The 23,229-nt window shown below is 63.8% G+C and carries 20 protein-coding genes and 1 pseudogene; 9 read left to right on the top strand and 12 right to left on the bottom strand.

Translation table 11 applies throughout. The features are described from left to right. Window positions 1-226 precede the first annotated feature (226 nt). The 5 genes from IC762_RS28735 to IC762_RS28715 all read right to left on the bottom strand — a co-directional run bounded on the left by IC762_RS28735 (window position 227) and on the right by IC762_RS28715 (window position 4,875). Complete coding sequence (locus IC762_RS28735) at window positions 227-1,099, bottom strand: ABC transporter ATP-binding protein (protein ID WP_195785530.1); 873 nt, start codon at window positions 1,097-1,099, stop codon at window positions 227-229. Beyond that, window positions 1,096-1,959 (bottom strand): ABC transporter permease, encoded by an 864-nt coding sequence (locus tag IC762_RS28730; RefSeq protein ID WP_195790328.1) that lies wholly within the window; start codon window positions 1,957-1,959, stop codon window positions 1,096-1,098. Before IC762_RS28730 ends, IC762_RS28735 begins: the two co-directional genes overlap by 4 nt. Window positions 1,960-1,997: 38 nt before the next feature. Next, on the bottom strand, window positions 1,998-3,419 hold the full coding sequence (locus IC762_RS28725) for an ABC transporter substrate-binding protein (protein ID WP_195785529.1): 1,422 nt from the start codon (window positions 3,417-3,419) through the stop codon (window positions 1,998-2,000). 165 nt (window positions 3,420-3,584) lie between these two features. Beyond that, complete coding sequence (locus tag IC762_RS28720) at window positions 3,585-4,361, bottom strand: Crp/Fnr family transcriptional regulator (RefSeq protein ID WP_195785528.1); 777 nt, start codon at window positions 4,359-4,361, stop codon at window positions 3,585-3,587. A gap of 208 nt (window positions 4,362-4,569) precedes the next feature. Continuing rightward, window positions 4,570-4,875 (bottom strand): gamma-butyrobetaine hydroxylase-like domain-containing protein, encoded by a 306-nt coding sequence (locus IC762_RS28715; protein ID WP_195785527.1) that lies wholly within the window; start codon window positions 4,873-4,875, stop codon window positions 4,570-4,572. Between the two features lie 223 nt (window positions 4,876-5,098). Here IC762_RS28715 and IC762_RS28710 point away from each other — a divergent pair, with 223 nt between their 5' ends. The 4 genes from IC762_RS28710 (at window position 5,099) to IC762_RS28695 (ending at window position 9,017) form a co-directional block, all read left to right on the top strand. Continuing rightward, window positions 5,099-5,872: a ferredoxin--NADP reductase gene (locus IC762_RS28710; RefSeq protein WP_195785526.1), complete on the top strand. Its 774-nt coding sequence runs from the start codon at window positions 5,099-5,101 to the stop codon at window positions 5,870-5,872. A 105-nt stretch (window positions 5,873-5,977) separates the two neighbouring features. Then, on the top strand, window positions 5,978-7,720 hold the full coding sequence (locus IC762_RS28705; protein ID WP_195785525.1) for a fumarate reductase/succinate dehydrogenase flavoprotein subunit: 1,743 nt from the start codon (window positions 5,978-5,980) through the stop codon (window positions 7,718-7,720). An 89-nt stretch (window positions 7,721-7,809) separates the two neighbouring features. After that, window positions 7,810-8,043, top strand: a complete 234-nt coding sequence (locus tag IC762_RS28700) for a 4Fe-4S dicluster domain-containing protein (RefSeq protein ID WP_008141081.1) — start codon at window positions 7,810-7,812, stop codon at window positions 8,041-8,043. Between the two features lie 2 nt (window positions 8,044-8,045). Beyond that, window positions 8,046-9,017 (top strand): HEAT repeat domain-containing protein, encoded by a 972-nt coding sequence (locus tag IC762_RS28695; RefSeq protein ID WP_195785524.1) that lies wholly within the window; start codon window positions 8,046-8,048, stop codon window positions 9,015-9,017. A 20-nt stretch (window positions 9,018-9,037) separates the two neighbouring features. Here the strand turns inward: IC762_RS28695 and IC762_RS28690 are convergent, their stop codons facing one another. From IC762_RS28690 to IC762_RS28680, 3 genes are read right to left on the bottom strand one after another with little or no spacing between them, the layout of a single operon-like run. Next, window positions 9,038-9,865: a carbohydrate ABC transporter permease gene (locus tag IC762_RS28690; protein ID WP_195785523.1), complete on the bottom strand. Its 828-nt coding sequence runs from the start codon at window positions 9,863-9,865 to the stop codon at window positions 9,038-9,040. Then, entirely contained in the window at window positions 9,862-10,710 is an 849-nt protein-coding gene (locus IC762_RS28685; RefSeq protein WP_195785522.1) for a carbohydrate ABC transporter permease, read from the bottom strand. Before IC762_RS28685 ends, IC762_RS28690 begins: the two co-directional genes overlap by 4 nt. Window positions 10,711-10,718: 8 nt before the next feature. Next, entirely contained in the window at window positions 10,719-12,062 is a 1,344-nt protein-coding gene (locus tag IC762_RS28680) for an ABC transporter substrate-binding protein (RefSeq protein WP_195785521.1), read from the bottom strand. 80 nt (window positions 12,063-12,142) lie between these two features. Between IC762_RS28680 and IC762_RS28675 the strand changes: the two genes are divergently transcribed. Genes IC762_RS28675 through IC762_RS28665 form a run of 3 tightly spaced genes read left to right on the top strand, consistent with a single transcriptional unit; the run spans window position 12,143 to window position 16,393 of the window. Further along, a complete protein-coding gene (locus IC762_RS28675; protein WP_195785520.1) occupies window positions 12,143-13,192 on the top strand; it encodes a LacI family DNA-binding transcriptional regulator in 1,050 nt (349 codons plus the stop codon). A 24-nt stretch (window positions 13,193-13,216) separates the two neighbouring features. Next, complete coding sequence (locus IC762_RS28670; RefSeq protein WP_195785519.1) at window positions 13,217-15,367, top strand: ADP-ribosylglycohydrolase family protein; 2,151 nt, start codon at window positions 13,217-13,219, stop codon at window positions 15,365-15,367. A 9-nt stretch (window positions 15,368-15,376) separates the two neighbouring features. After that, entirely contained in the window at window positions 15,377-16,393 is a 1,017-nt protein-coding gene (locus IC762_RS28665) for an ADP-ribosylglycohydrolase family protein (RefSeq protein WP_195785518.1), read from the top strand. A gap of 3 nt (window positions 16,394-16,396) precedes the next feature. On the opposite strand, the gene IC762_RS28660 is transcribed toward IC762_RS28665, so the two are convergent. Then, window positions 16,397-16,960 carry a TetR/AcrR family transcriptional regulator gene (locus IC762_RS28660; protein WP_195785517.1) on the bottom strand — a complete coding sequence of 188 codons (564 nt, stop codon included), beginning with the start codon at window positions 16,958-16,960 and terminating at the stop codon, window positions 16,397-16,399. A gap of 116 nt (window positions 16,961-17,076) precedes the next feature. Here IC762_RS28660 and IC762_RS28655 point away from each other — a divergent pair, with 116 nt between their 5' ends. Together IC762_RS28655 and IC762_RS28650 are read left to right on the top strand one after the other, a co-directional pair. Next, window positions 17,077-17,727 carry a glutathione S-transferase gene (locus IC762_RS28655; RefSeq protein ID WP_195790327.1) on the top strand — a complete coding sequence of 217 codons (651 nt, stop codon included), beginning with the start codon at window positions 17,077-17,079 and terminating at the stop codon, window positions 17,725-17,727. A gap of 260 nt (window positions 17,728-17,987) precedes the next feature. Beyond that, the gene (locus IC762_RS28650) at window positions 17,988-18,431 is read left to right on the top strand and encodes a hypothetical protein (protein ID WP_195785516.1); all 444 of its coding nucleotides are present in this window, start codon (window positions 17,988-17,990) and stop codon (window positions 18,429-18,431) included. 44 nt (window positions 18,432-18,475) lie between these two features. Here IC762_RS28650 and IC762_RS35690 read toward each other — a convergent pair whose 3' ends face one another. The 3 genes and pseudogenes from IC762_RS35690 to gspD form a co-directional block, all read right to left on the bottom strand. Next, a complete protein-coding gene (locus IC762_RS35690; RefSeq protein ID WP_246801705.1) occupies window positions 18,476-18,973 on the bottom strand; it encodes a S41 family peptidase in 498 nt (165 codons plus the stop codon). A 285-nt stretch (window positions 18,974-19,258) separates the two neighbouring features. After that, a pseudogene (locus tag IC762_RS35370) lies at window positions 19,259-20,493 on the bottom strand (serine hydrolase domain-containing protein); the annotation flags it as partial. A 150-nt stretch (window positions 20,494-20,643) separates the two neighbouring features. Continuing rightward, window positions 20,644-23,019 carry a type II secretion system secretin GspD gene (gene gspD / locus IC762_RS28640; protein WP_195785515.1) on the bottom strand — a complete coding sequence of 792 codons (2,376 nt, stop codon included), beginning with the start codon at window positions 23,017-23,019 and terminating at the stop codon, window positions 20,644-20,646. Window positions 23,020-23,229 lie beyond the last annotated feature (210 nt).

Raw genomic sequence — 23,229 nt, 5'->3', positions numbered from 1 at the left:
CCCCGTCCGCGATCTTGCGGCGCCGTAGCCGGCTTCCAGACCCGACGGACTTTCAGCGCCAAAAGCGGGGATATTCGACCGAGTTCGGAATAATCAAAAAATACCGCTGAGTTGCCCGACGTGTCAAGTTGCTATTTCCCCGTGCCGGCAGCTTGACGGCTCCTTTGCATGGGGTTGTTTTCGACATTTTGGCGCGCATCGGGTTCGTGGCCGAGCAGCGTGGTCGCTACAGCACCTCGGCGAGCGAATGGCCGTGCAGCTCGATGTTCAGTCCCTGCATGCCGAGGTCGTTGATCTCGCCGCCCATCGCCTTCAGGCTTTCCTCGCGGATCAGCGACATCAATCCGCGACGCAGCCCTAAGAACTCCGACGACATCATCATCGCCTGCTGCCGCGGGCGCTCGAGCGGGATCGGGATTTCCGCCTTGATCGAGCCGGGGCGTGCGGTCATGCAGTAGACGCGATCGGACAGGAAGATCGCCTCGTCGATGTCATGGGTGACGAACAGCACCGAGATCTTCAGCCGTTGCCACATGTTGGTGAGGATCTGCTGCATGATGACGCGGGTCTGGGCGTCGAGTGCGCCGAACGGCTCGTCGAGCAGCAGCACTTTCGGTCCGGTGGCGAGCGCCCGCACGATGCCGACGCGCTGCTTCATGCCGCCGGAGAGCTTTTCCGGATAGTGCTTCTCGAACGCCTCGAGCCCGGCGAGGCCGAGCAGCGTGCGCGCGGCCCGCTCGCGTTGCGAGCGCGCCATGCCGCGCATCTTCAGGCCGAACTCGACGTTCTCCCGCACCGTCTTCCATGGAAACAGCGAATATTGCTGGAACACCATGCCGCGCTCGGCGCTCGGGCCGTTCACCGGCTCGCCATCGACGGTGACGATCCCGGTGGTGGGCTTGAGGAAACCTGCGACCGCGTTGAGCAGCGTCGACTTGCCACATCCGGAGGGGCCGACGATCGAGACGAACTCGCCCGGATTGACGTGGATGTGTGTGTCGGTGACGGCCTGCACGGCGCCGTCGATGCTCTCATAGCTGAGCGAGAAGTTGTTGACCTCGATGTGACCCTTCGGCGGGCTGCTTCGAACCTCGTTCATTTCGGCCTCCATGGCATCACCAGCCGGCCGGCGCTTCGGATCACGAGGCTCGATGCCAGTCCGAGCACGCCGATCGCGATCATGCCGAGCGCGATGTCGGGATACTGCACCAGCGAATAGGCTTCCCAGGTGAAATAGCCGATGCCGTATTGTCCGGAAATCATCTCGGCGGCGATCAGCGAGACCCATGCCACGCCCATGCCGACGGTGAGGCCGGTGAAGATGTGCGGGAGCGAGGCGGGAAAATACACCTCGCGGAAGATCGAGCGCTCCCGGGCACCAAGACATTGCGCCGCGCGCACCAGAACCGGATCGACCAGCGACATGCCATGCAGCGTGTTGACCAGGATCGGGAAGAAGGCGCCGAGGAAGGTGATGAAGACGATGCTCTGCTCGTTGGTCGGCCACAGCATGATCGCCATCGGGACCCAGGCGATCGCCGGGATCGGCCGCAGCACTTCCGCGACCGGGAAGACGATCTCATGGATCAGCTTGAAGCGTCCCATGACCAGTCCGAGCGGCACGCCGACGATTGCGGCGAGCGAGAAGCCGAACAGGATGCGGCGGCAGCTCAGCAGCAGGTGCAGCAGGAACTTCGGATCGTGGATCGCCCTGCTGAAGCTCGCATAGACCGCGAGCGGCGAAGGCACGTTGGTGAAGCGCACGAAGAACACGACGCGATAGGTGGTGAGCAGATGCCACAGCATCAGGAAGGCGGCGAGCGAGATCGCGGCGAGCGCCATTGCGCGCAGCCGGTCCTGATTGAGCCGATACCAGCGCCCCGCGAGCGTGCCGAACGACGGCGACGGGACGGGTGTCGCGGCGGGTGCGGGTTCGCTCACGGCTGCTGGTGCCGGCATGGCGTCCTGCGGCGGCCGCAGGATGGCGGGACTGCTGCTCACGTCTTGCCTCCGTTGACCGCGGATTTCACAGCGTCATCGAAGCCGAGAACCTTGCCGTTGATCTTCGCGGCATAGGCTTCCGCATCCTTCTTCAGCAAGAACGGCGCCACCTCGCCGTCGCCGACGGCATAGAATGCCTGGTCGGCGAACAGCTTGATGCCCCTCGTGGTGTCGAAGACATAGGCGACGTCGATCTTCCTGCCCTTGGCCTTGAAATCGGCGTAGGCGCCGAGCGTGCAGGAGGCGCTGGCAAACGGCAGGATGCCGGCATCATCGACCCAAACTTGGCCGGCCTTGCGCGGATCGGCGATCGGCTTCTTGCAGAAGCTGTCTTCGCCTTTGATCTCGTAATTCCTGGTGCTCGCGAGCTGCGCGTCATAGTCGAGCTTCATCTCGGCGTAAGCCTTGCGGATGTACGAATCATCCACCCATTTCTTCGGATCGAATTCCTTCATGCGCCCGAGCTTCTGCAACACCGCGACGTCGGTGGTGGCGGCGTCGATCAGCGCGGGCTTGATGGTGGGATCGGTGGTCATGTTGCCGCCGGGTCCGAGGAAGATGTAGACCACCTCCTTGTTGATGCCGGTCCACTCCTGGATTTTCTCTGCGGCGAGCTTGGGATCATCGCGCAGCCACTGGTTGGCGGCGATGATGGCCTTCATGTAGGCGACGACGACCTCGGGGTACTTGTCCGCGAAGTCGGTGCGCACCACGACGCCGTGAAAGGTCGGCAGATTGGTCTCGACGCCGTCGAAGATCTTGCGCGCGAAGCCGCGGAACGGCAGCAACTCGGCAAAGGGTACGAAGTCGGCATGCGCGTCGATCTTCTTCTCCTGCAGATTGGTCGAGCCGACCTCGGGGCTCTGGCTCACGAGCTGGAAATAATCCGATCCATAGCCGCGGTCCTGCATCGCCTTCAGCACCATGCCGTGCGCCGCGGAGCCGAAGGGCACGCTGACGAGCTTGCCCTTGAGATCGGCGAGATCGTAGTACGGCGAGTCCTTGTGGACGACGATGCCGTTGCCCGAGCCGGAGAGGCTGTAGGCGGCAACCGCGATCAAGCGGCTCTTGCTCTCGGGATTGTTTTCGAACGTGAAGCCGTTCACGATCAGCGGATAGTCGCCCATCATGCCGATCTGCAGCTTGTTCGCCATCATCGCATTGGTGACGGGCGGACCGGACGTGAAGTTCTGCCAATCCAGCTCGAACTTGATGTTGGCGTATTTGCCGCCGGTCGGCAGGTATTTTTCCAGCAAATGGAGCTGCCGGATGACGACGCCGGCGGTGACGGTGTTGCTGGTCGTATCCTGCGTGCCGATGCCGATCGTCACCGTTTCCGCCGCGGCCGGCTGCGCGAACAGAAGCGCCAGCGACGTCACCGACATCGCGAGCGAGAGCGTGGGAAGGTGGCGGACCATTCTCATCCTCTTTCGGTTGGATGTGCTGTGGTTGCCATGATTGGGTGAGGGCGCGGGCAGGGCAAATCCGGATTCATCGGCGCTGTCGATTAGTTGCCGGGAAATGCCGGTTGCTTACTCCTTGTGCAGTTTTGCCGCCTAAAGCCAATTGCATGTGCATCGGCGTCAATCGGACGCTTGCCCCCGCATCTCCTCCAGGACCTCGGGCCGACAAACCACGATCTGGGAGCGTTTGGTCAGGACGATGCCTTTTTCCTGCATGCGCTTGAGGCTGATCGTCACCCACTGCCGGGTGGCGCCGACCATGTGGGCGATGTCGGCATGGGTGAACGCCGCCGCGATCACCGTGCCGTCTGCGTCCTCCACACCGTAGAGTTCGACGAGATGCAGCAGCAGATGGGCCAGACGCTGGGTGACGGAGCGCGTCCCCAGCATCTGCGCCAGCGCCGAGTAACATTTGCCCTTGAACGTCAGGCCTTCGATCAGGCCGATGGCGAGATTTGGCAGCTCCGCGGCCAGCGAACGCAGCTCTTTTCCAGGCAGGTGCACGACGCTGCAATTGCTCGATGCAATGCCCGACCATTGATGGACGGTGCCTTCGAACACTTCGGGTCCACCGACGAAATTGCCGACGTGCCAGTAGGCGAGCGTGATCTCGCGCCCCTGGGGCGAGATGTAGAAGACACGGATCCGGCCGCTTTCGATCAGCCAGATGCCGTCGTGCTTGCCGCCCTGGTTGAACAGGGTCTGTCCGCGATTGAGGACCTTGCGGCGGCCTTGCTTCAGCACCAGCTCGCGCTCGCGCGGCGTGAGCTTGTCCATCAGCGGTGGTGGGCCGCCGATCCATCGCCGGTTCTCGGTGAGCAGCAGCGAGGAGCTGCCGGCAGGCCGGATTGTAGCGGGAACGGTCGCGCGAACCGCATTGGCCGCCTGCAGTAACATCGAGCCGCCTCCGGATTGTTCAAACCGTTCTAAACAGGAGCAATGTCCGTGCCAGAGCGGGTTGGCAAGTCGGGACGGCCAGGCGCCGACGCCTGCGTGATGTCGGGACCGCGCCAAGCGCGCGGGGGCGGAAATCCATCACTGAAAAGCGGGGTATTTATAGAACGGAGGCTTGCCGGTCGGGGTCCCGGATAGAACGGAAGATCGGCTAGTGTCCTGCCAGTCTCAGTAGATAATTTTTTGGATAGATTCCGCGATTGTGCCCGTCCGAGAAGGCGATGTTCAGCCCGTAGCCGAGATCGTCGATCCCGGTGATCGCGATTCCCGGAAACCGTTCGGGAAACCGTCCATCGAAGCGGGCCCGCGTGCAGTGGGCGCATTTGCAGGCGAGGCGAAGCTGCTCGGCGGCGAGCTCGACCTGTTCGTCATGCGCGGTGCGGACGACGAGTGTCGCGAGATCGACGCTGGCTTCGTAATCGGTCACGGTCGGCGCCACCAATGCAGTCACGGTCATGGCTATTCTCCACCGTCCTTCCTGACACCGCGACGGATGGGCTGGCCAGCAACTAATTGCCGGATTCGATGCAAAGCCACGGGCTTGTCGCAGCGGATTGCCTGCTTGCAAATCATCGCCCGCAAAATGTGAAACTAATCGACCGAAGACGACAGATCGCGGTTGCGGGATTCGCGTCATTCCGGACTTTGCCTTGCATCGCGCATGCAAGGAGAGACGAACGATGAGCGCTTTTCAGAAGGAAACGGTCCTCTCGGTCAAGCACTGGACCGAATCCCTGTTCAGCTTCACCGCGACACGCGATCCCGGCTTTCGCTTCCAGAACGGCCAGTTCGCGATGATCGGGCTTGAAGTCGATGGCCGCCCGCTGGTGCGTGCCTACAGCCTGGCGAGCGCAAATCACGAGGAAGCACTGGAGTTCTTCAGCATCAAGGTGCCTGATGGTCCTTTGACCTCGCGGCTTCAGAAGATCAGGGAAGGCGACATCATCCTGGTCGGCCGCAAGGCGACCGGCACGCTGATCACCGGTAATCTCCTGCCGGGCAAACGGCTGCTGCTGCTGTCGACCGGAACGGGGCTCGCACCCTTCGCGAGCCTGATCAAGGACCCCGACGTCTACGAGAGCTACGAGACCATCGTGCTGGCCCACGGCTGCCGCCAAATCTCGGAACTGGCCTATGGCGAGCAACTCGTCGAGAGCCTGCGTGACCACGAATTCCTCGGCGACTTGATCAGGGACAGGCTGGTCTATTATCCGACCGTCACCCGCGAGCCGTTCAGGAACCGCGGCCGCATCACCGACCTGATCGCTTCCGATCAGCTCTTCGAGGACATCGGGCAGCCCGCTCTCGACCGCGATACCGATCGGATCATGCTCTGCGGCAGCCCGGCGATGCTCGAAGAACTCCATACGATGTTCACGGCGCGCGGCTTTGCCGAGGGCAATCACAGCCAGCCCGGTCACTTCGTAATCGAGAAAGCGTTCGTCGAGCGATAGGGCCGGCAATTGTCCGCCGCTGACAACTAATTGCTATCGCGGCGGGACCACCTCGGCAAATCTCATGCAATGGCGCCGGTCGCGCCGGCGAACCAGGAGCAGGCAATGGCACTAGATCAGATCGTCGACGGACTTTCGGAGGTTTCCTGCGACGTGCTGGTGATCGGCGGCGGCACCGCCGGCCCGATGGCCGCACTCAAGGCGAAACTGAAGAACCCGAAGGCTGACGTCGTGCTGCTCGAGAAGGCCAACGTCAAGCGCTCCGGTGCGATCTCGATGGGCATGGACGGGCTCAACAACGCCGTCATTCCCGGCTACGCAACGCCCGAGCAGTACACCAAGGAGATCACGATCGCCAACGACGGCATCGTCGATCAGAAGGCGGTCTACAAATATGCCCAGAACTGCTACAAGATCATCGAGGAGCTCGACAGCTTCGGCATTCGCTTCCTGAAGAACGAGAACGGCGACTTCGCCGTCAAGAAGGTCCACCATATCGGCACCTATGTGCTGCCGATGCCGAACGGCGAGACCGTGAAGAAGGCGCTGTACCGCCAGCTTCGCCGCGCCCGCATCCTGATCTCGAACCGCTATATGGCGACGCGGCTGCTGAAGTCCGCCGATGGCAGGGTGGCCGGCGCGATCAGCGTCAACACGCGGACCGCCGAGATCCTGGTGATCAAGGCCAAGGCCGTCATCCTGTGCATGGGCGCCGCCGGCCGGCTCGGGCTTCCGACCTCGGGTTACATGTTCGGCACCTACGAGAACGCCGCGAATTCCGGCGACGGCTATGCGATGGCCTATCACGCCGGAGCTGCACTCGCGAACCTCGAATGCTACCAGATCAATCCGCTGATCAAGGACTATAACGGCCCGGCCTGTGCCTATGTCGCCGGCCCGTTCGGCGCCTTCACCGCCAACAATGAGGGCTCGCGCTTCATCGAATGCGACTACTGGTCGGGCCAGATGATGCTCGAGTTCTACAATGAGCTGCTCTCGGGCAAGGGCCCAGTCTTCCTCCAGCTCAAGCACCTCCATGAAAAGACCATCGAGGAGATCGAACAGACCCTGCACAAGGTCGAGCGGCCGACGCGCGGCCTGTTCCAGCAGGGGCGAGGGGTCGATTACCGCTCGGAATCGATCGAGATGCATATCTCCGAGATCGGTCTCTGCTCCGGCCACAGCGCCTCCGGCGTGTTCGTCGACGATAACGCGCGGACCACGGTGCCAGGCCTTTACGCAGCGGGTGACATGGCGAGCGTGCCGCATAATTACATGCTGGGCGCTTTCACCAACGGCTCGGTTGCCGGCACCGATGCGATGGAATTCGCCGAGAGCCACGATTTTGCTGATTTCGACGCTGCCGACGTCGCGCTGGAGCGGGAGCGGGTGCTGGCCCCGACAACGCGCGAGGACGGCATTCCCCCGAACCAGATCGAATACAAGACGCGGCGCCTGGTGAACGATTATCTGCAGCCGCCGAAGGTGACCCGCAAATACGAGCTCGGCATGAACAGGCTCGCCGAAGTCCGCGAGGACATGCAGCAGCACATGATCGCCCGCAATGCGCACGAGTTGCTTCGCGCACTCGAGGTGCAGTCGATCATGGACTGCGCCGACATGGCGGCGCATGCCTCGCTGTTCCGCGAAGAGAGCCGTTGGGGCCTTTACCATTGGCGCACGGATTTCCCGGAGAAGGACAACGAGAACTGGTTCTGCCATACGCTGCTGTCCAAGCAGGACGGCAGGATGACGAGCGAGAAGCGTGCCGTGGAGCCCTATGTCGTGCCGATCGCCGACGACGAGAAGGATCTCTACGACAAGCAGCGCATCCGCGTCAGCGCGTGAACGGTCTGTTTCTGACGCGTTTTCTTCACGCGAACCGGTATCCACTTCGCTCGAAAACGCTTTCACCGAAGATCAACAGGAGATTGACGATGCCTCTCGCTTCCTACCAGACATCGGTCCCGGTGGTGGTCGACGACGCCAAATGCATCGCGGACAAAGGCTGCACGGTGTGCGTCGACGTTTGCCCGCTCGACGTCCTGCGCATCAGCGACATGACCGGCAAGGCCTACATGGCTTACGACGAATGCTGGTACTGCATGCCCTGCGAGGCGGATTGCCCGACCGGCGCCGTGACCGTCAACATTCCCTATCTGTTGAGGTGAGCATGTCGAGCCCGTTCGAATCCTACGACGATCTCGAAGACGCCGATGAGCGGTTGCAGGCCGCGGACCCGGCGGAGCGCCGTGTCGCCATCATTGCGCTCGGCCATTCCGGCGATCCGGCCGCGGTCGGCCATCTCGCCAACATGGTGTCCGATCCCGACGCTGGCGTGCGCCAGCAGGTTGCGATGGCGCTCGGGGAGTTCGACGGGCCGGAGGCTGCCAGCGCGTTGGCGCGATTGCTGGTCGATCCTGAAAGCATCGTGGCGTCGGCTGCGGCCGACAGCATGGCCGAGTTCAAGGATCCGGCCTGCGCCGACGTCATCCTGCCGCTGGTCAAGCATGGCCACGCCTTCGTCCGCATGGGCGCGCTACGTGCGTTGAAGGAGCTGCGCCGCAAGGACACGCTGAAGCCGGCGCTGGAGGCGTTGCAGGATCAGGACGCTGCGGTGCGCGTGCAGGCGATCGGCGTGATCGGATTCCTCAAGCTCGAGGAATCGATCCCGGCGTTGACGGCGCTGATCCACGACCCCGATGCGCATGCGCGGCGTGCCTCGGTGAGCGCGCTGGCATTCTCGCAGATGAAGCCGGCGGCGGAAACGGTGACGCGCGCACTCAAAGATGAGGACTGGATGGTGCGCGAGATGGCGGCCGAGACGCTGGGACTCAACGTCAACGGTGCGCTGGCCGCTGATCAGCTGATGGCGTCGCTTGCGGACTCGTTCTGGCAGGTGCGGCTCAAGGCGATCCGCAGCCTCGGCAAGATGAAGATCGAGCGCGCGGTGCGTCCGATCGGAAGCTGCGTCAACCATGAGCAGGCAAACCTGCGCAAGGAGGCCGCCGCGGCGCTCGGCGAGATCGCGCATCCCGACGGCGAAGCGTTCCTGGCCGTCATCGCCGACGATGCCGATCCCGACGTACGAAAAAACGCCCGCTGGGCGTTGCAACAGATCGTGGCGAAAAAGGCGAAAGCGTGAACCTGAACGCCGGCGAGCGGCTATGACTTGACCGCGCCGGCCGTCATGCCGTCGATGAAGCGGCGCTGTAGCAGCACGAAGACCAGCACGACCGGCAGCGCGATGGTCACCGCTGCGGCCAGCATCTCGCCCCAATCGGTCGAGTACTGTCCGGTCAGATTATAGAATTTCACGATCGCCGTGACGTTGCTGTCGTTCTGCAGGAACGTCACCGCGATGACGAATTCGTTCCAGGCGTTGAGGCCGACGATGATCGCAACGGTCAAAAGCCCTGGCCGCATCATCGGCAGCATGACATGGTAGAATTTCTGCCACGCCGTTGCGCCGTCGACCTCCGCGGCTTCCTCCAGCGCATAGGGAATTGCGACCACATAGGTGCGTAGCAGGAAGATCGCGAACGGCGAAAACATTGCCGTGTAGATCAGCGCCACCGCGGGGATCGAGTTGACCAGGCCGAGCTTGGCGAAGATGAAATACAGCGGATAGAGATAGAGCTGCACCGGGACGGTGATCGAGGCCATGAAATAGAAGGTGAGCAGGCGGAAGCCGCGGCCGCGCTGGCGGGCCAGCACGTAGGCGCAAGGCGCAGCGGTGGCGCAAACCATGACGATGGTGAGGCCTGCGACCTCGGCGCTGTGCAGCAGGCTCGGTCCAAGCGCTGCATTGTTCCAGGCTGCGGTGAAATTCTCCCAGTGCAGCTGGTGGGGTGGCGCCAGTGGATTGGTGCTGATCTCCACCGTCGTCTTCAGCGCGTTCATCACCGCGAGCAAGATCGGCAGCAGCGACGTGAAGGACGCGAGGCCGATCAATGCCAGGCAGAGCGTCCGGTTCAGGCGGCTTTCCGTCATGCGGCGTGCGCGCTGTCGCGGCCTTGCAGCCAGAGATACGCCGCCGTCGCGCACAGGCCGAACAGGCTCATCACGCAGGCCGCCGCCGTCGCCTTTCCAACATCGCCGGCGAAGAAGGCCTGACGATAGGCCAGCGTGGCCAGCACCTCGCTGCCGTTCGCTGGACCTCCCTGGGTCACGATGTAGATGAACTCGAAGACCTGGAACGACCAGATCACGGTGAGGATCATCATCAGTGCCAGCGTCGGTCGGATGCCGGGCAGCAGCACATAGCGCAGCAGCGCGAAAAAGCCGGCGCCGTCGAGACGGGCGGCCTCGATCTGATCGACGCTGATCTGTCGCATCGCGGCGAAATACACTACCGCGAGAAAGCCCCACCAATGCCAGATGTCGACCGCGGCGACGGCATACAGCGAGCGGTCGGGATCGGCGAGCGGGTCCGAGATCGAAAGTCCGTGATTATTGAGCCAGCCGAGCAATCCCGTCACGGGGCTGAAGATCATGCCCTGGAAGACGCGGCCGGTGATGGCGGCGGCGAGGATCCGCGGCAGGAAGATGACGGACTGCACCACGATACGGGAGGAGGGGACGATCATCAGCGCCGCCGCCATCACCACGGCCAGACACATCGGCACGATCAGAAAGATCGCGGTCCAGATGAAGTTGTTGGTCAGCGCGGTCCAGAACACGGGATCGTCGAACAGGCTCTGGAAGTTCGCGAGCCCGGCCCATACCGGCGTGCCCACGCCATCCCAGAAAAAGAACGCGGCCATCAGCGTCAGCAGCGCCGGGATCAGGATGATGCAGACATTGATGAGCAGCGCGGGCAACGCGAACAGCCACATTCTGCGGCTCACATCATGCGTGGAGGCAGCGGCGGCACCTTTCCGTCCTTGAACTCCTGGGCGAACACCGTCTGCAGGCGGTTGAGGAAGGCGTCGGTGGTGATCCGGTTGAGCCAGACCTGCTCGATGCCCTCGATGACATAGCTGTTCGCAGCGTTCGGCCAGAAGGTCCAGGTGGTGAAGCCGAAGCGTCCTCTGCTGAAGGCGTCGTGCAGGCTGGCAATGGTCTTCTCGAACAGCGGATAGCCGATGCCCTGCAGAAGATCGGGCGGAAGGTCTTTTACCGGCAACGCCCATTTGCCGGGCCAATCGCGGTTCATGGTCTGGTAGAAATTCCGCGACAGCATGAACTCGAACACGGCGGCTGCGCCTTCTGCATTCGGCGAGTTCTTCGCGATCGAAAGCGTGGCACCGCAAGCGAGATGCAGCAGCGGCTCGGTCACCTTGTCGCTCAGGCCGGGGATCGGAACCACGTCCATCACCGTGTCGGGCTTCGACATGCCGTAGGACTTGGTGCCGAACGACCAGGTGCCGTTGAACGCCATCGCAGCCTTGCCGTTCACCACCTGGAGAAAGCTCTGCTCGTTGGTCAGGGAAAGGTAGTTCTTTCCGAAATAGCCCTTGCCGTACCAGGCCTTCGAGAGGTCGACGGCTTCGAGAAAGGGCGGCGCCGTCCACGGCAGCTCGCCGCCGAGCGCTTTGCGGACATTATCGGGACCGGCGACGTTGTTGAAGAACGCCGTCATCAGCCATTCGTTGACACCCTTCCAGTCGGCATTGCCGGCGCTGATCGGCGTGACGCCCTTGGCCAGCGCGGCATCCGCGACGCTTTCGAACTCTGCGCGGTTGGTCGGAACCTTCCAGCCGTTCTCGCTGAACAGCTGCTTATTGTAGAACATGTGCATGGATTCGTAATCGCGCGGCAAAGCGTAGAGCTTGCCGCCGTAGACGCCGGTGTTGAGCAGCGCCGGCAGGAAGCGCTCCTTCCATTTGTACTTTGCCGCGAACTCGTCGAGCGGCAGCACCTGGCCGGCATTGGCGATCGCAGTGAGATAGGAGGGACCCGACGTTTGCACGATGTCCGGGCCGTTGCCGGCGAGCAGCGCGACCTTCAGGAGATTGTTGACCGCCGCGCCCTTCACCTCGAGCTGCAGCAGATACTTGTCCTGCGAGGCGTTGAAGGCGTCGACGAGATCGGTGCGCAGCGCCGCCTGGCCATCAGAGTTGGCCTGCGCGAACCAGAAGGTCACCGTCGTGCGCTCGCCCTCAGCCCGGGCCGGCGCGCGCGGGAGGCTCGCCGCGAGCGCGGCAGCGGGCAGGGCAGCAACGATCTGGCGTCTGGTCACTGTCATGGCGGCGCTTCCTCTTTTCCCCGGGAACGACGGCTTTATGCTTGTTGAAGTTCCGTTAGTAATACGTATAATTAAACGAGATGAGATCGTCAACCCAGACACCGCGCGGCGGGAGCAGGGCGCGCTTCAATCCGCGCACCACACAAAAGGACATTGCGCTGGCGGCCGGCGTGTCGCAGGCCGCGGTGTCGCTGGTGATCAACAAGGCGGAGACGCCGTCCGTCCCGGAGGCGACGCGGGCGCGCATTCTCAAGCTCGCCGGCGAGATGGGATATCAGCCACACCATCCGGCGCGGATGCTGCGCCGCGCCCGCACCATGGCGCTTGCCTGCGTCGTTCCAGACATCACCAACCCGTTCTATCCGGGGCTGGTGCGGGGCGTGCAGTCGGTCGCCGCGCCCGCCGGTTATGACGTGCTGATGTTCGACACCGACGGGCGCGAGGACGGCGAGGCGCGGGCGCTGAGCTGGCTATTGCAGGGCCGCGCCGATGGCGTGGTCGGTACGTTCTTTCATTTGCGCGTTCCGCAACTCGCGACGCTCGCCGGGCAGAGCGTTCCGATCGTCCGGCTCGAGAGCCGGCTCAAGCCGCGCGGCGATCTGCCGATCGACAGTGTCTATATCGACAACGCCGAGGCCTCCGCCGCCATGACGCGATATCTGATCGCAAGCGGGCATCGGCGCATCGCCATGATCCTTGCGGAAGTCGGGCCGAGCCGGCAGCGTGCGCTCGGTTATGCCGCGGTGATGCGTGAGGCCGGTCTCGTGCCGGATGTCGTCACCGACAGTCGCTATTCGGAAGAGTCCGGCGCGCGTGCGATGAGCGAAATCCTGGCGCGGGGGCCGGATCGTCCGACCGCCGTGTTCGGTGCCAACGATATGCTGGCGATCGGTGCGATGGTCTGCGCGCGCGGCGCCGGCCTGTCGATCCCCGGCGACATCGCGATCGTTGGCTTCGATGACATCCCGGCCGCCAACCTCCTGGGCCTGACCACGGTCCGTCAACCGGAATTCGACCTCGGCGCGCTCGCGGCGCGCACGCTGCTCGAAAGATTGCAGCCGGGCGGCCTGAAGCCGCGCGGTCAAAGCCGCGAGCTGAAATTTGAAATCGTGAAGCGTTCGTCGGTCTAGCGCCGCGGGCGAGGGGAGTGTGACGTGCCTCGGATACCAGATGATTATGCCGAACGCGTCTATGCCGGCGTGCTCGGCAAGTTGATCGGCGTCTATCTCGGACGCCCGTTCGAAGGATGGACCTACGAGCGGATCATGCGGGAGCTCGGTCCGATCAATTACTACGTCAACGAGCGGCGGGACGTCGCGCTGCGTTCGCATCATCTCGTCGTCACCGACGACGATGTCTCGGGGACCTTCGCCTTTCCGCGTGCACTGGCCGATTGCGACTATCCCGAGCGCCTGACGTCGAAGCAGATCGGCAACACCTGGCTCAACTACATCGTCGAGGATCGCTCGGTGTTGTGGTGGGGCGGCATCGGCAACTCGACGGAGCATACGGCCTATCAGCGGCTGAAATCCGGCATTCCGGCGCCACGCAGCGGGTCGATCGAGCTGAACGGCAAGACCGTCGCCGAGCAGATCGGCGCGCAGATCTTCATCGATGGTTGGGCGATGGTGAGCCCCGGCAATCCCGAGCAGGCGGCGTATCTTGCCGAGCAGGCGGGACGGGTCAGCCACGACGGCGAATCCGTCCATGCCGCGAAATTGCTGGCGGCGATGGAGGCACAGGCCTTTGTCGAGAGCGATGTCGGAAGGCTGCTGGATGTGGGTCTCGGATTCGTGCCGGCCGATTGCCTGATCCGGCGCGTGGTCGAGGACGTGCGCGGATGGCATGCCGGCGACAACGGCAAGGATTGGGAGCGGACGCGGGCGCTGATTGCCGAGCGTTACGGCTATGACAAGTTCAACGGCAATTGCCATGTCGTTCCCAATCACGCCCTCATCATCCTGGCGACGCTCTATGGCGGCGACAGCTTTCAGGATGCGATGCGCATCGCCAACACCGCCGGCTGGGACACCGATTGTAACGCCGGCAATGTCGGCTGCCTGTTCGGTATCAGGACGGGGCTTGCCGGCATCGACGCCGGCCCCGATTTCCGCACCCCGGTCGCCGACCGGATGTATGTGTCGACGGCGGATGGCGGTGGCTCGATCACCGATGCCGTGATCGAGGCCAATGCGCTGATCCAGGCCGGGCACAGACTCGCGGGATCGCGCGGCTACGTGCCAGCAAAGAATGGCACGCGCTTCAATTTCGATTTCCCAGGCAGCCTGCAGGGATTTTCCGCCAAGTCGGACGCGCCGGCGCATCTGCATTGCGTCGAACTCGAAAATGTCGAAGGCCACAGCCGCGATGGCCGCCGCAGCCTCGCGATCGGCTTCCGGCGCCTGGCGCCGGGGCGGGTGGCGCGGGTTGCGACGCCGACGTTCTTCGACAAGGACGTCTTCACGATGCCGATCTATCAGCTCCTGGCCTGTCCCACGCTGCATTCCGGACAGATCGTCGAAGCCAGGGTCGAGGCCAGTCAAGATATCGAGCACGTTGCGGTGCGTCTCTACGCCAGTGTCTATGACACGCGCGATCAACTCGTTCCGATCTTCGGCGAGCGGCAGTCATTGTGGTCCGGCAACGAGGCGGTGCTGCGCTGGCGGATTCCGGACACGCACGGCTATCCGATCTTCGAGATCGGGCTCGAACTGGAAGCCGAAACGCCGCTCGGCGTCGACGGCTCGGTCTATCTCGATTATCTCACCTGGTCCGGCGCGCCCGAGACCAGCCTCTATCGGCCGGACGACAATCTGAGCACGATGTGGAAGCATGCCTGGGTAAACAATGCCGGTCAGTTCCAGACTCGCTGGGAAGGACTGCGCGTCAGTAACGGCGAAGGCATCGGCTTCATCTCGCAAGGCTCGCGGGGATGGCGTGACTATTCCGTCAGGTCGGAGGTCACGCCGCTGCTCGCCAGGGGATGGGGTCTTGCCGCTCGCCTGCAAGGGCGCGAGCGCTACTACGCGCTGCTGTTCAACGACGTCGATGGCGGCCGCGTCAGCCTCGTCAAGCGCGACCATGACGAGACCATCCTCGCGAGTGACCGCTTCGCCTGGCAGTTGGACCGGCCATATGCCTTGGAGCTTCGCCTGCACGGCGTCGAGATCGAGGCTTTCATCGACGGCCGCCTGGCGTTCTCGGTGCGCGACGAGAGCAGGCTGCCGCTGACGGGCGGGGCAATCGGTCTCGTCGTCGATACCGGATCGATCGCGGCGCAAGCGGTCCATATTTCTCCGCTTTGAGGACAAGTCATGGAAGCCAATAGCTCCAGCCGGTTTGAAGCCCACGTCCTTGCGTGCCTCGCGTTCGGCGTGATCGGCGACGCCATGGGCACGCCGACCGAAAATCTCGAGCCGGCGGAGATCGAGGCGCGCTTCTGCTGGGTGGATTCGTTCGAAGGCGATGGGACCGACGACACCATCATGCGCGATCTGATCGCGTTCGCGCTGATCCGGACCGGCGGCTATGCCGATGCGGATCATTGGGCCGAGGAATGGCGCGATCGGCACAGCATGATCTTCGGCAGCAAGGTCGGGCGTTTCTTTCCGTCCGTGCTGCACGCGGCCGCCAAGCTGCGTCACGGCTATTTGCCGCGCACGGTTGCGGCGGGCACGATGCCGAGCTCGAGCGCCGCGATGGCGATCGCGCCGGTCGGTATCGTGAATGCCGGCAATCCGCGCGCCGCGGCCGTGCAGGCCATGGAGATCGCAAGCCTGCTCCACGTGACGGACGTTGCATTCTGCCAAGACGGTGCTGCAGCGATCGCCGCCGCGGTCGCTGAAGCGCTGATGCCGGAGGCGACGGTCGGGTCGGTTCTCGCAGCGTCGACCGCTCACCTGAAGCCATGGAGCGGCCGGGACATGCTCGCTCTGATCGCAGCCGCACTGGAACTTGCCGATCAGGCCGCCGACTACCGGACATTCCGCGAGCGCTATCACGCGACATTCCGTCAGCGGATTGCCTGCGACAGCCGCGAAACGGTTCCTGCCGCGCTCGCGATCGTTCACCTTGCCAAGGGCGATCCGCGATTGGCCGCCAGCCTCGGCGCCAATTTCGGCCGCGATGCCGATACCATCGCCTGCATGGCGGCCGGCATTTGCGGAGCGCTGAGCGGCGTGTCACCGGCAAATGCCGAACTGATCGCATGTTTGCCGGTCGATTCGCAGGGCGCGCAGGCCGATCTGGCTTCGCGGCTCGTCGCCATCACACGTGCCAAGATGGAGAGCGAGCTGAAGGCGATCGCGCGCTGCCCGATCAAGACATCGTAACGGTCATCGCGGCAGCAGCCCCGCCACGCGATAGCTTTCGATCAACGTGTCGTAGAGTGCGATGTCCGCGCGGCTTCGCGCCATCAGTTGCGCGCCGGCGACGGCGGCGAAGATGGCACACGCCCGCGCTTCGCTTTGCCTGGGACCGACGATCCCCGACGTGGAGAGAACCCTGCTCAGCCATACCACGTTGATGTCGGCAAAGGCCTGTACCTCGGTTTTCACCGCGTCCGGCAGGTCGTCATATTCCGCGGACATGAAGCTGCTCAGGCACATCCGATTGCCGTTCGCCAGCGCCTTGCGAAAGACGTCGGGATAGCGCCTGACGCAGTCGAGGGGATCCGAGGCTTCGGCCAGCATCGCCTCGAGTGCCGCCGCGGTGTCCATCCAGTACCGCCGCGCCACTGCGGCGCCGAGCTCGGCCTTGCTCGGGAAGTGATGGTAGATGCTCGCGGCCTTGATGCCCACCTCATCGGCGAGATCGCGAAAGTTGAGCCCGCCATAGCCGCGTGCCTGCGCGGTCCGTTTGGCCGCGGCCAGGATCGCTTCCTTGGAACTTATGCTCACGCCGGGATCCTCATTACTTCGCGACTCTCTACCAACCGATAGATAGGCCTTGACCGTCCGGATTTGAAGCTCTAATCACGACCTACCAAGTGATAGGTAGAGAAGGAAGGCAAATGATGAAGATTCACGACTGGCCAACCGGTCCATATCCGGCCCGCGTCCGGATCGCGCTGTCGGAGAAAAACCTGCAGTCCGAGGTTGCGTTCGTCACCGTCAGTCTGCGCAAGGGCGAGCACAAGAGGCCCGACTTCCTCGCCAAGAACTACTCGGGCACGCTGCCCGTGCTCGAACTCGACGACGGCACATTCATCGCCGAGTGCACGGCGATCACCGAATATCTGGACGCGCTCGACGGTACGCCTGTGCTGACCGGCCGCACGCCGCGCGACAAGGGCGTGATCCACATGATGAACAAGCGCGCCGAGCTGGAGCTGCTCGACGCCATCAGCACCTATTTCCACCACGGCACGCCAGGGCTCGGGCCCGACGTCGAGATCTATCAGAACGCCGAATGGGGCTTGCGCCAGCGCGACAAGGCGGTGCGGGGGATGCGCTATTTCGACGGGGTTCTGCAAGACCAGCCATTCATCGCCGGTGCGGCGTTCTCGATGGCCGACATCACGGTCATCGCAGGCCTGATCTTCGCCGCGCTGGTGAAGCTGCCGGTGCCGACCGAGTGCGCCGCGCTGCGCGATTGGTACGCAAGGATGCAGGCGCGCCCGAGCGTGAAGCAGCAGCTTGCGCTGACGGCGCCGGCCGCCAGCTGAACGACGCCGGCGCCGCCCACAAAGCTGTCGTCCCTGCGAAAGCAGACACCCATACGCTGCGGCGGATGTTGTGAACGGGATCGTCGTTGCAGCGCCGCGCAACAATGACCTTCGGCGGTTATGGGGCCTTTCGCAGGGACGACGCCGAGCGTGTCGGGATGCACCGTCTCGACAACAGCCGCCTGTCTCCGGCATGAAGATGCTTGGCTGGGATCGCTTGCGGCTTTCCGCGTGATCCGGCAACGGGGCCGAAAGGAGACATGGCGGTGCTCGACCATATCCTCAAATTCATGACGCTCGGGACCATCATGGTCGGCGTCACGGCGATCTACACCGCGTTGCACACCAACAACCGGCGGCTCGGCGCCGATATCTTCCTCAGATATTCCGACCGCATTTCCGATCTGCGGCGCCGGCTGCCGATCAGCGCATTCCTCGACGCGTCCGCCGCCTCGGAGCTGACGTTCGAGGATCGCCGGATCGTGCATGAAGTGATCCACTCGATCTTCGAGCTCTATGAGCTCTATGTGCATGGCTTCATTCCGCCGGCGATCTGGAAGATCAGGGAGCCCGACATTGAAAGAGTTCTGTCGCTGCCGGTGTTCCAGCAGGAATTGATGACGCTGCAAGGCCGGTTTGCGCGGCATCCGCGCTTTGCGGCATGGCTCGAGCAAATCATGCGCAGCGGCCTCTCGATCGGCTGAGGCGGATCGCAGTCGGGTAGTCGACGATCCGGATGGCGGATCGCCTATTTCGCCGCCGGCGCGAGCAGCGCCGCGTTCTGCTCCCAGGCTCCGGGATTCAATGTCAGCCCGGAGACCTTGCCCGCCGCATCCCTGACGAAGGCGATCCGGGTGTGATCGTCGTCGTCCACGATGAATTCGTTGCTCGATGTTGCCACCAGCGGCACGACCTTGCTCTTCTCGAATTCGAGGATCGGCCAGGTCCCCGTCGCTTCCGCGACGAGCTTGCCTTGTTCGACGCGAAGCTGAAGCTGGACGACATTGACCCGGTAGGCGGCTCGCACCACGCTGAGCTCGCTTGCGCCATCCTGCCCCCCATGGACGATCTTCATCCTGACCGCGGTGTTGGCCGCGCCGCGCAGCCTGGCCAACACATCGGCGAGCGGCAGGCCCTTGAGCGGCCCGCCGTCGAGTTCGGTGATGACGTCACCTGCCGTCACGCCGGCCTTGGTCGCAGGACTGCCCGGCGTCGGCTTGTTGATCTTCAAGCCATCCTCCCCCATGCCGACAAAAGCCTCGATGCCAAGCCAACCGTTCTTGCCATCGGCCAGGCCCTGCCTGTCGCGCGCGCTCACCGTACCGCCGAAATCATAGGTCCCGGCATATTCGGCAAGCGCCTCGGGGCTCAAGGTTATCGGTGCCGCCGGAGAGGAGGACAGCGCAGGGATCGCCAATGCGCCATAGGTCAGATGATTGATCCCACGCGACACCAATGCTCCGCGCGCCTTGCTGCCCGGCGTCGCCTGGATCATCTGCACGCCGATCAATCTTTCGGCGGGATCGACCCAGAAATAGGTGCCCCAATATCCGGCCCACGAAAAGCTCCCGGGCGCGCCCGGGATCCAGCCATGGACAGGATCAGTCCGAATGCCGAAGCCGAGCCCGAAGGTCGTCCCGGCGCGGCTGCCGACCTCGTCGCCGCCGAAGATGCGGACATCCGGCGGCAGCGCATTGGTCGTCATCTGCTTCACCGCTTCCGCGCTGAGCACGCGTACGCTATCGAGCTCGCCGCCATTCAAGAGCATCTGGCAGAAGCGGACATAGTCGGGCGCGGTCGAAACCAGCCCGCCGCCGCCGGAAAACAGTTTTGGTGGTGTCGTGACACGTCCCAGATCGGCGGCCGTTGCGGCATCGGCGAATCGACCAAACGGTCGAGCTTCTCCTTCGGCACGTCAAAGCCGGTGTCGACCATTTGCAGCGGCGCAAATATGCGGCTCTGCAGGAATTGGTCGAGCGGCTGGCCGGACGCCACCTCGACGACCCGGCCCAGCACGTCGGCGTTCCAGCCATATTCATGGACCTCGCCGGGCTGATGGGCGAGCGGCAAACCAGCCAGGCTGGAGACGAAATCCGCCAGCGTCTTATCGCGTCGGAACACCGCCTTCCAGCCATACAGCATGTGGATGGTGCGAATCCCGGCTTCCGCCGCCGGGTTCGCGAGGCCGCGTTCCGGATAGGCAAAGTCGAGCTCCGGGTAGATCAAGCCGGAGGTGTGACGCAGCAGATCGCGAACCGTCATCGCTCGTTTCGGCGGTTCGGAGCCATATTCGGCCTTACCGCTCGCATCGATCTTCTGGAATGCGACCCGCATCTCGGCGAGCTCGGGCAGATAGCGGGCGACGGGGGCATCGAGTTCGAGCTTGCCCTCATCGACCAGGATCATCGCGGCGACGCTTGTCACCGGCTTGGTCATCGAGGCGATCCAGAAGATCGAATTAGTCTTCATCGGGATCGTCTTGGCGCGGTCCTGGAATCCGATCGCTTGCAGATAAGCCAGCTTGCCGCCCTTGGCGATGGCGATGACGGCGCCGGGGAGGAGACCCTCAGATGGCGGGAAGCTGTCGAAGCGCGCCAGGTACCAGGGCGCGATCCGCGCCAACCGCGCCGCCGAGAAGCCGAGCGACGCCGGATCGCCAGCCTGCGTCAGGTCGTCGGACGCTGCCGGTCTTGCCGCCAATACCAAGAGGATCAGCGCGCAGGACAGTTTAAGCAAACCCTTGATCCGGTGCTTGCGCAGGGGCATCGACGGTCTCCAGCGTGGGGCGGTGGGCGATCTCTGCCCATTCTTGCCATCGGAATCCGGTGCTGGCTCGCCGAATTCCGGGTCCCGGCTAGCCGATTTTTCGATCGGCCGCGCTGGACCTGGAAAATCGGCCGTCGCTCGCGGCCCAGCTCAATGCATGCTGGTGGTCACGGCCTGGTTGCTGGTCGTCGTGGCGATGTTGCCGCGCAGGCGCGAGCGGAGCTCCTCGGCGACATTGCGGGCGTCGGATCCGTTGCGGATGATCTGCGGGCGGATGAAGATGATCAGCTCGGTACGCTGGGTGGCGTTGCTTTGATGTCCGAAGGCGTCGCCAAGACCGGGGATCTGGTCGATCACCGGAATGGCGTTGCGGGTGCCGCTCTGCTGCTCGCTGATCAGGCCGGCCAGCAGCACGGTCTGGCCGTTGGCGACCGAGATCTGGCTCTTGACCCGCCGCTCCGACACCGTCGGCGTCAGGCTGTTGGCGCTGGTCTGCGGCACGTTGGAGATCTCCTGCTCGATGTCGAGCCGCACCGTGCCGTCGACGCTGACGCGCGGCGAGACCCGCAGGATGATGCCGGTGTTGCGATAGTCGATGGTGTTGACCACGGTGTTGCTGGTGGTCAGGACGGTCGCGCTGCCGGTCGACACCGGCACGACGTCGCCGACCTGCAGCGTCGCCACCTGGTTGTTGATCACGACCAGCGACGGGTTGGAGAGCACCTTGACGCTGGTGACGGCGTGCAACGCATCCAGGATCAGGCTTGGCTGCGTCGCGTTTCCGATCAGGAAGTTGAAGCCGGGGAAGGCCTGGTTGATGAAGGCATTGGTCAGCGAACCCGCGACGGTGGTGGCGCCTGTGGTCGCGTCGGTCGTGGTCGCCGGCGCCGCGGTCGCCTGGGTATTGAGGATCGAGCCGGTGTTCGGCTTCAGGCCGAGGTTCTGGCTGGTGAGATAGGTTTGCACGCCGTAGGACAGCGAGTTGTTCAGCGTGACCTCGGCGATCGTGGCGTCGATCGCGACCTGGGTTTGCGGCTCGTCGATCTGCAGCAGCGTCGCCTCGATGATGCGATAGTTGGCCTGGTCGGCATAGATCAGGAGCTTGTTGTTGACGGCATCGGGCGTGATCCGCACGTCCTGCATCATCGGCTGGCCGTTGCCGCCCGAGCCGTGTCCGCTGTCCAGCGCCGCGTTCTTGTCCTGGTTCTGATTGACGTTGGCACCGCCTTGCCCACCGCCCAGTCCGTTGCCTTGGCCGTTCATTCCGCCCGCAGTCGTGCTGGTCCCGAGACTGCTGCGGGATGCGAAGCCATTGGTGCCCGAGCTCGAATTGTTGCCGTTCAGCGACAGGCGATCGGCGCTTGAGCTCGACGCGCTCCCGGAGCCCGGCGCGAGCTGGCTGTCGGGACTGTCGAGCAGGCTGGACGACGAGCCGCCGAGGAACATGTCGGTCAGCACCTTCGCGATCTGGCGCGCGTCGCCATACTTGACGCGGTAGACGTGGACGGTGGTTCGCGCGGTGTCGTTGCGGTCGAGCCGCTTGATCCAGGTCGCGGCGGTGTGCAGCATCTCCGGCTTCTTGCTCACCACCATCACCGCGTTGAGGCGGGCGATCGGCACGAACTTGATCAGGTTCTGGCTCAAGCCGTTCTCGCCGGAATCGACGATCTTCTCCAGCTCGGCGATCAAAGGCGCCGGCGGGCCGCTCGCGATCGGGAAGATGCCGACCGACTGGCCGCGCATCCAGTCGACATCGAAGCTCAGCACGGTGTCGACCGCGCTGCGGCGCTCGGCGCCGGTGCCCTGGATCAGCAACAGGTTCCGCGCGGTGTCGGCGCGCACGGCGCCGGCTCTCGTGGCAAAGCTGTCGGTCAGCTTCAGCAGCGTCTGCGCCGACACATATTGTAACGGAACCACCGAGACGCCGAAGCCCGCTTCGGGATTGGCGGCCGCGGCGTCGACATGGCCGCCGCCGACCGCGTCGCCGAGCGGCGTCAGGCGATAGCCGGTGGTGTCGTGCAGTAGCACGACGCCGCTCAGCCGCAGCGCATTCTCCAGCACGAACACCATGTCCGACTTCGGCACCGGGTGCACCGAGACCAGGCTGACCGTGCCCTGCACCCGTGGATCGATCGTGTAGCCGGTATGCAGGATGTCGCCGAGCACGACCTTGGCGACGGTCGCGACCGGCGTGTTCTCGAAGTTGAGGTCGAATCCCTGGCCGCTGGACGATGGCTGCGGCCGCTCGTCGGACACGGCCGTCACCTCGGAGCCTTCATACATCGCCGCGCGAACCGTGCCGCTCTGGCCGGCGGCGGTTGCGACGCCACCTGTCTGTTGCGGCTGCTTCGGCGACAGATCCAGCGAGCGAACCTTATCGGTGATGTCGAGCTGGGACGCATCCACGCTCTCGCCGACGGTCGCGGAATTGCAGGACGCGAGCAATCCCAGCGACATCAGGACGAATGCCGCACCAAGGCCGCCACGGATCGCCGGGCGGCGGCCGAGTATGCTTACGCGTTGCATGAAGCCCTTCGCTTGTGACTGGCTGAAGTTCCAGATTGTCGAGACGATCGATCCCCGGGCGCCCAACGGACTCTTAGCGATCGAACATGACAGAAATAAATTGGTTACATGATTGTCGTTCGGGCTCGTGCAGCATCGCATCTTCGCAACTGTGAAGCGAAATCGTTGCGATACACGCGACCTCGTCTCAAAGTTTCTTGAAGCGCGAGG

This window comes from Bradyrhizobium genosp. L (assembly GCF_015624485.1).
Lineage (GTDB): Bacteria > Pseudomonadota > Alphaproteobacteria > Rhizobiales > Xanthobacteraceae > Bradyrhizobium.
The sequence above is the reverse complement of the archived record's forward strand: the minus strand, read 5'-3'. Positions and strand labels throughout refer to the sequence as shown.

Bases quoted from the DNA above. Each gene is read 5' to 3' on its own strand.
- IC762_RS28735 (WP_195785530.1), bottom strand. From the start codon at position 1,099: ATGAACGAGGTTCGAAGCAGCCCGCCGAAGGGTCACATCGAGGTCAAC.
- IC762_RS28730 (WP_195790328.1), bottom strand. From the start codon at position 1,959: ATGCCGGCACCAGCAGCCGTGAGCGAACCCGCACCCGCCGCGACACCC.
- IC762_RS28725 (WP_195785529.1), bottom strand. From the start codon at position 3,419: ATGGTCCGCCACCTTCCCACGCTCTCGCTCGCGATGTCGGTGACGTCG.
- IC762_RS28720 (WP_195785528.1), bottom strand. From the start codon at position 4,361: ATGTTACTGCAGGCGGCCAATGCGGTTCGCGCGACCGTTCCCGCTACA.
- IC762_RS28715 (WP_195785527.1), bottom strand. From the start codon at position 4,875: ATGACCGTGACTGCATTGGTGGCGCCGACCGTGACCGATTACGAAGCC.
- IC762_RS28710 (WP_195785526.1), top strand. From the start codon at position 5,099: ATGAGCGCTTTTCAGAAGGAAACGGTCCTCTCGGTCAAGCACTGGACC.
- IC762_RS28705 (WP_195785525.1), top strand. From the start codon at position 5,978: ATGGCACTAGATCAGATCGTCGACGGACTTTCGGAGGTTTCCTGCGAC.
- IC762_RS28700 (WP_008141081.1), top strand. From the start codon at position 7,810: ATGCCTCTCGCTTCCTACCAGACATCGGTCCCGGTGGTGGTCGACGAC.
- IC762_RS28695 (WP_195785524.1), top strand. From the start codon at position 8,046: ATGTCGAGCCCGTTCGAATCCTACGACGATCTCGAAGACGCCGATGAG.
- IC762_RS28690 (WP_195785523.1), bottom strand. From the start codon at position 9,865: ATGACGGAAAGCCGCCTGAACCGGACGCTCTGCCTGGCATTGATCGGC.
- IC762_RS28685 (WP_195785522.1), bottom strand. From the start codon at position 10,710: ATGTGGCTGTTCGCGTTGCCCGCGCTGCTCATCAATGTCTGCATCATC.
- IC762_RS28680 (WP_195785521.1), bottom strand. From the start codon at position 12,062: ATGACAGTGACCAGACGCCAGATCGTTGCTGCCCTGCCCGCTGCCGCG.
- IC762_RS28675 (WP_195785520.1), top strand. From the start codon at position 12,143: ATGAGATCGTCAACCCAGACACCGCGCGGCGGGAGCAGGGCGCGCTTC.
- IC762_RS28665 (WP_195785518.1), top strand. From the start codon at position 15,377: ATGGAAGCCAATAGCTCCAGCCGGTTTGAAGCCCACGTCCTTGCGTGC.
- IC762_RS28655 (WP_195790327.1), top strand. From the start codon at position 17,077: ATGAAGATTCACGACTGGCCAACCGGTCCATATCCGGCCCGCGTCCGG.
- IC762_RS28650 (WP_195785516.1), top strand. From the start codon at position 17,988: ATGGCGGTGCTCGACCATATCCTCAAATTCATGACGCTCGGGACCATC.
- IC762_RS35690 (WP_246801705.1), bottom strand. From the start codon at position 18,973: ATGGGGGAGGATGGCTTGAAGATCAACAAGCCGACGCCGGGCAGTCCT.
- gspD (WP_195785515.1), bottom strand. From the start codon at position 23,019: ATGCAACGCGTAAGCATACTCGGCCGCCGCCCGGCGATCCGTGGCGGC.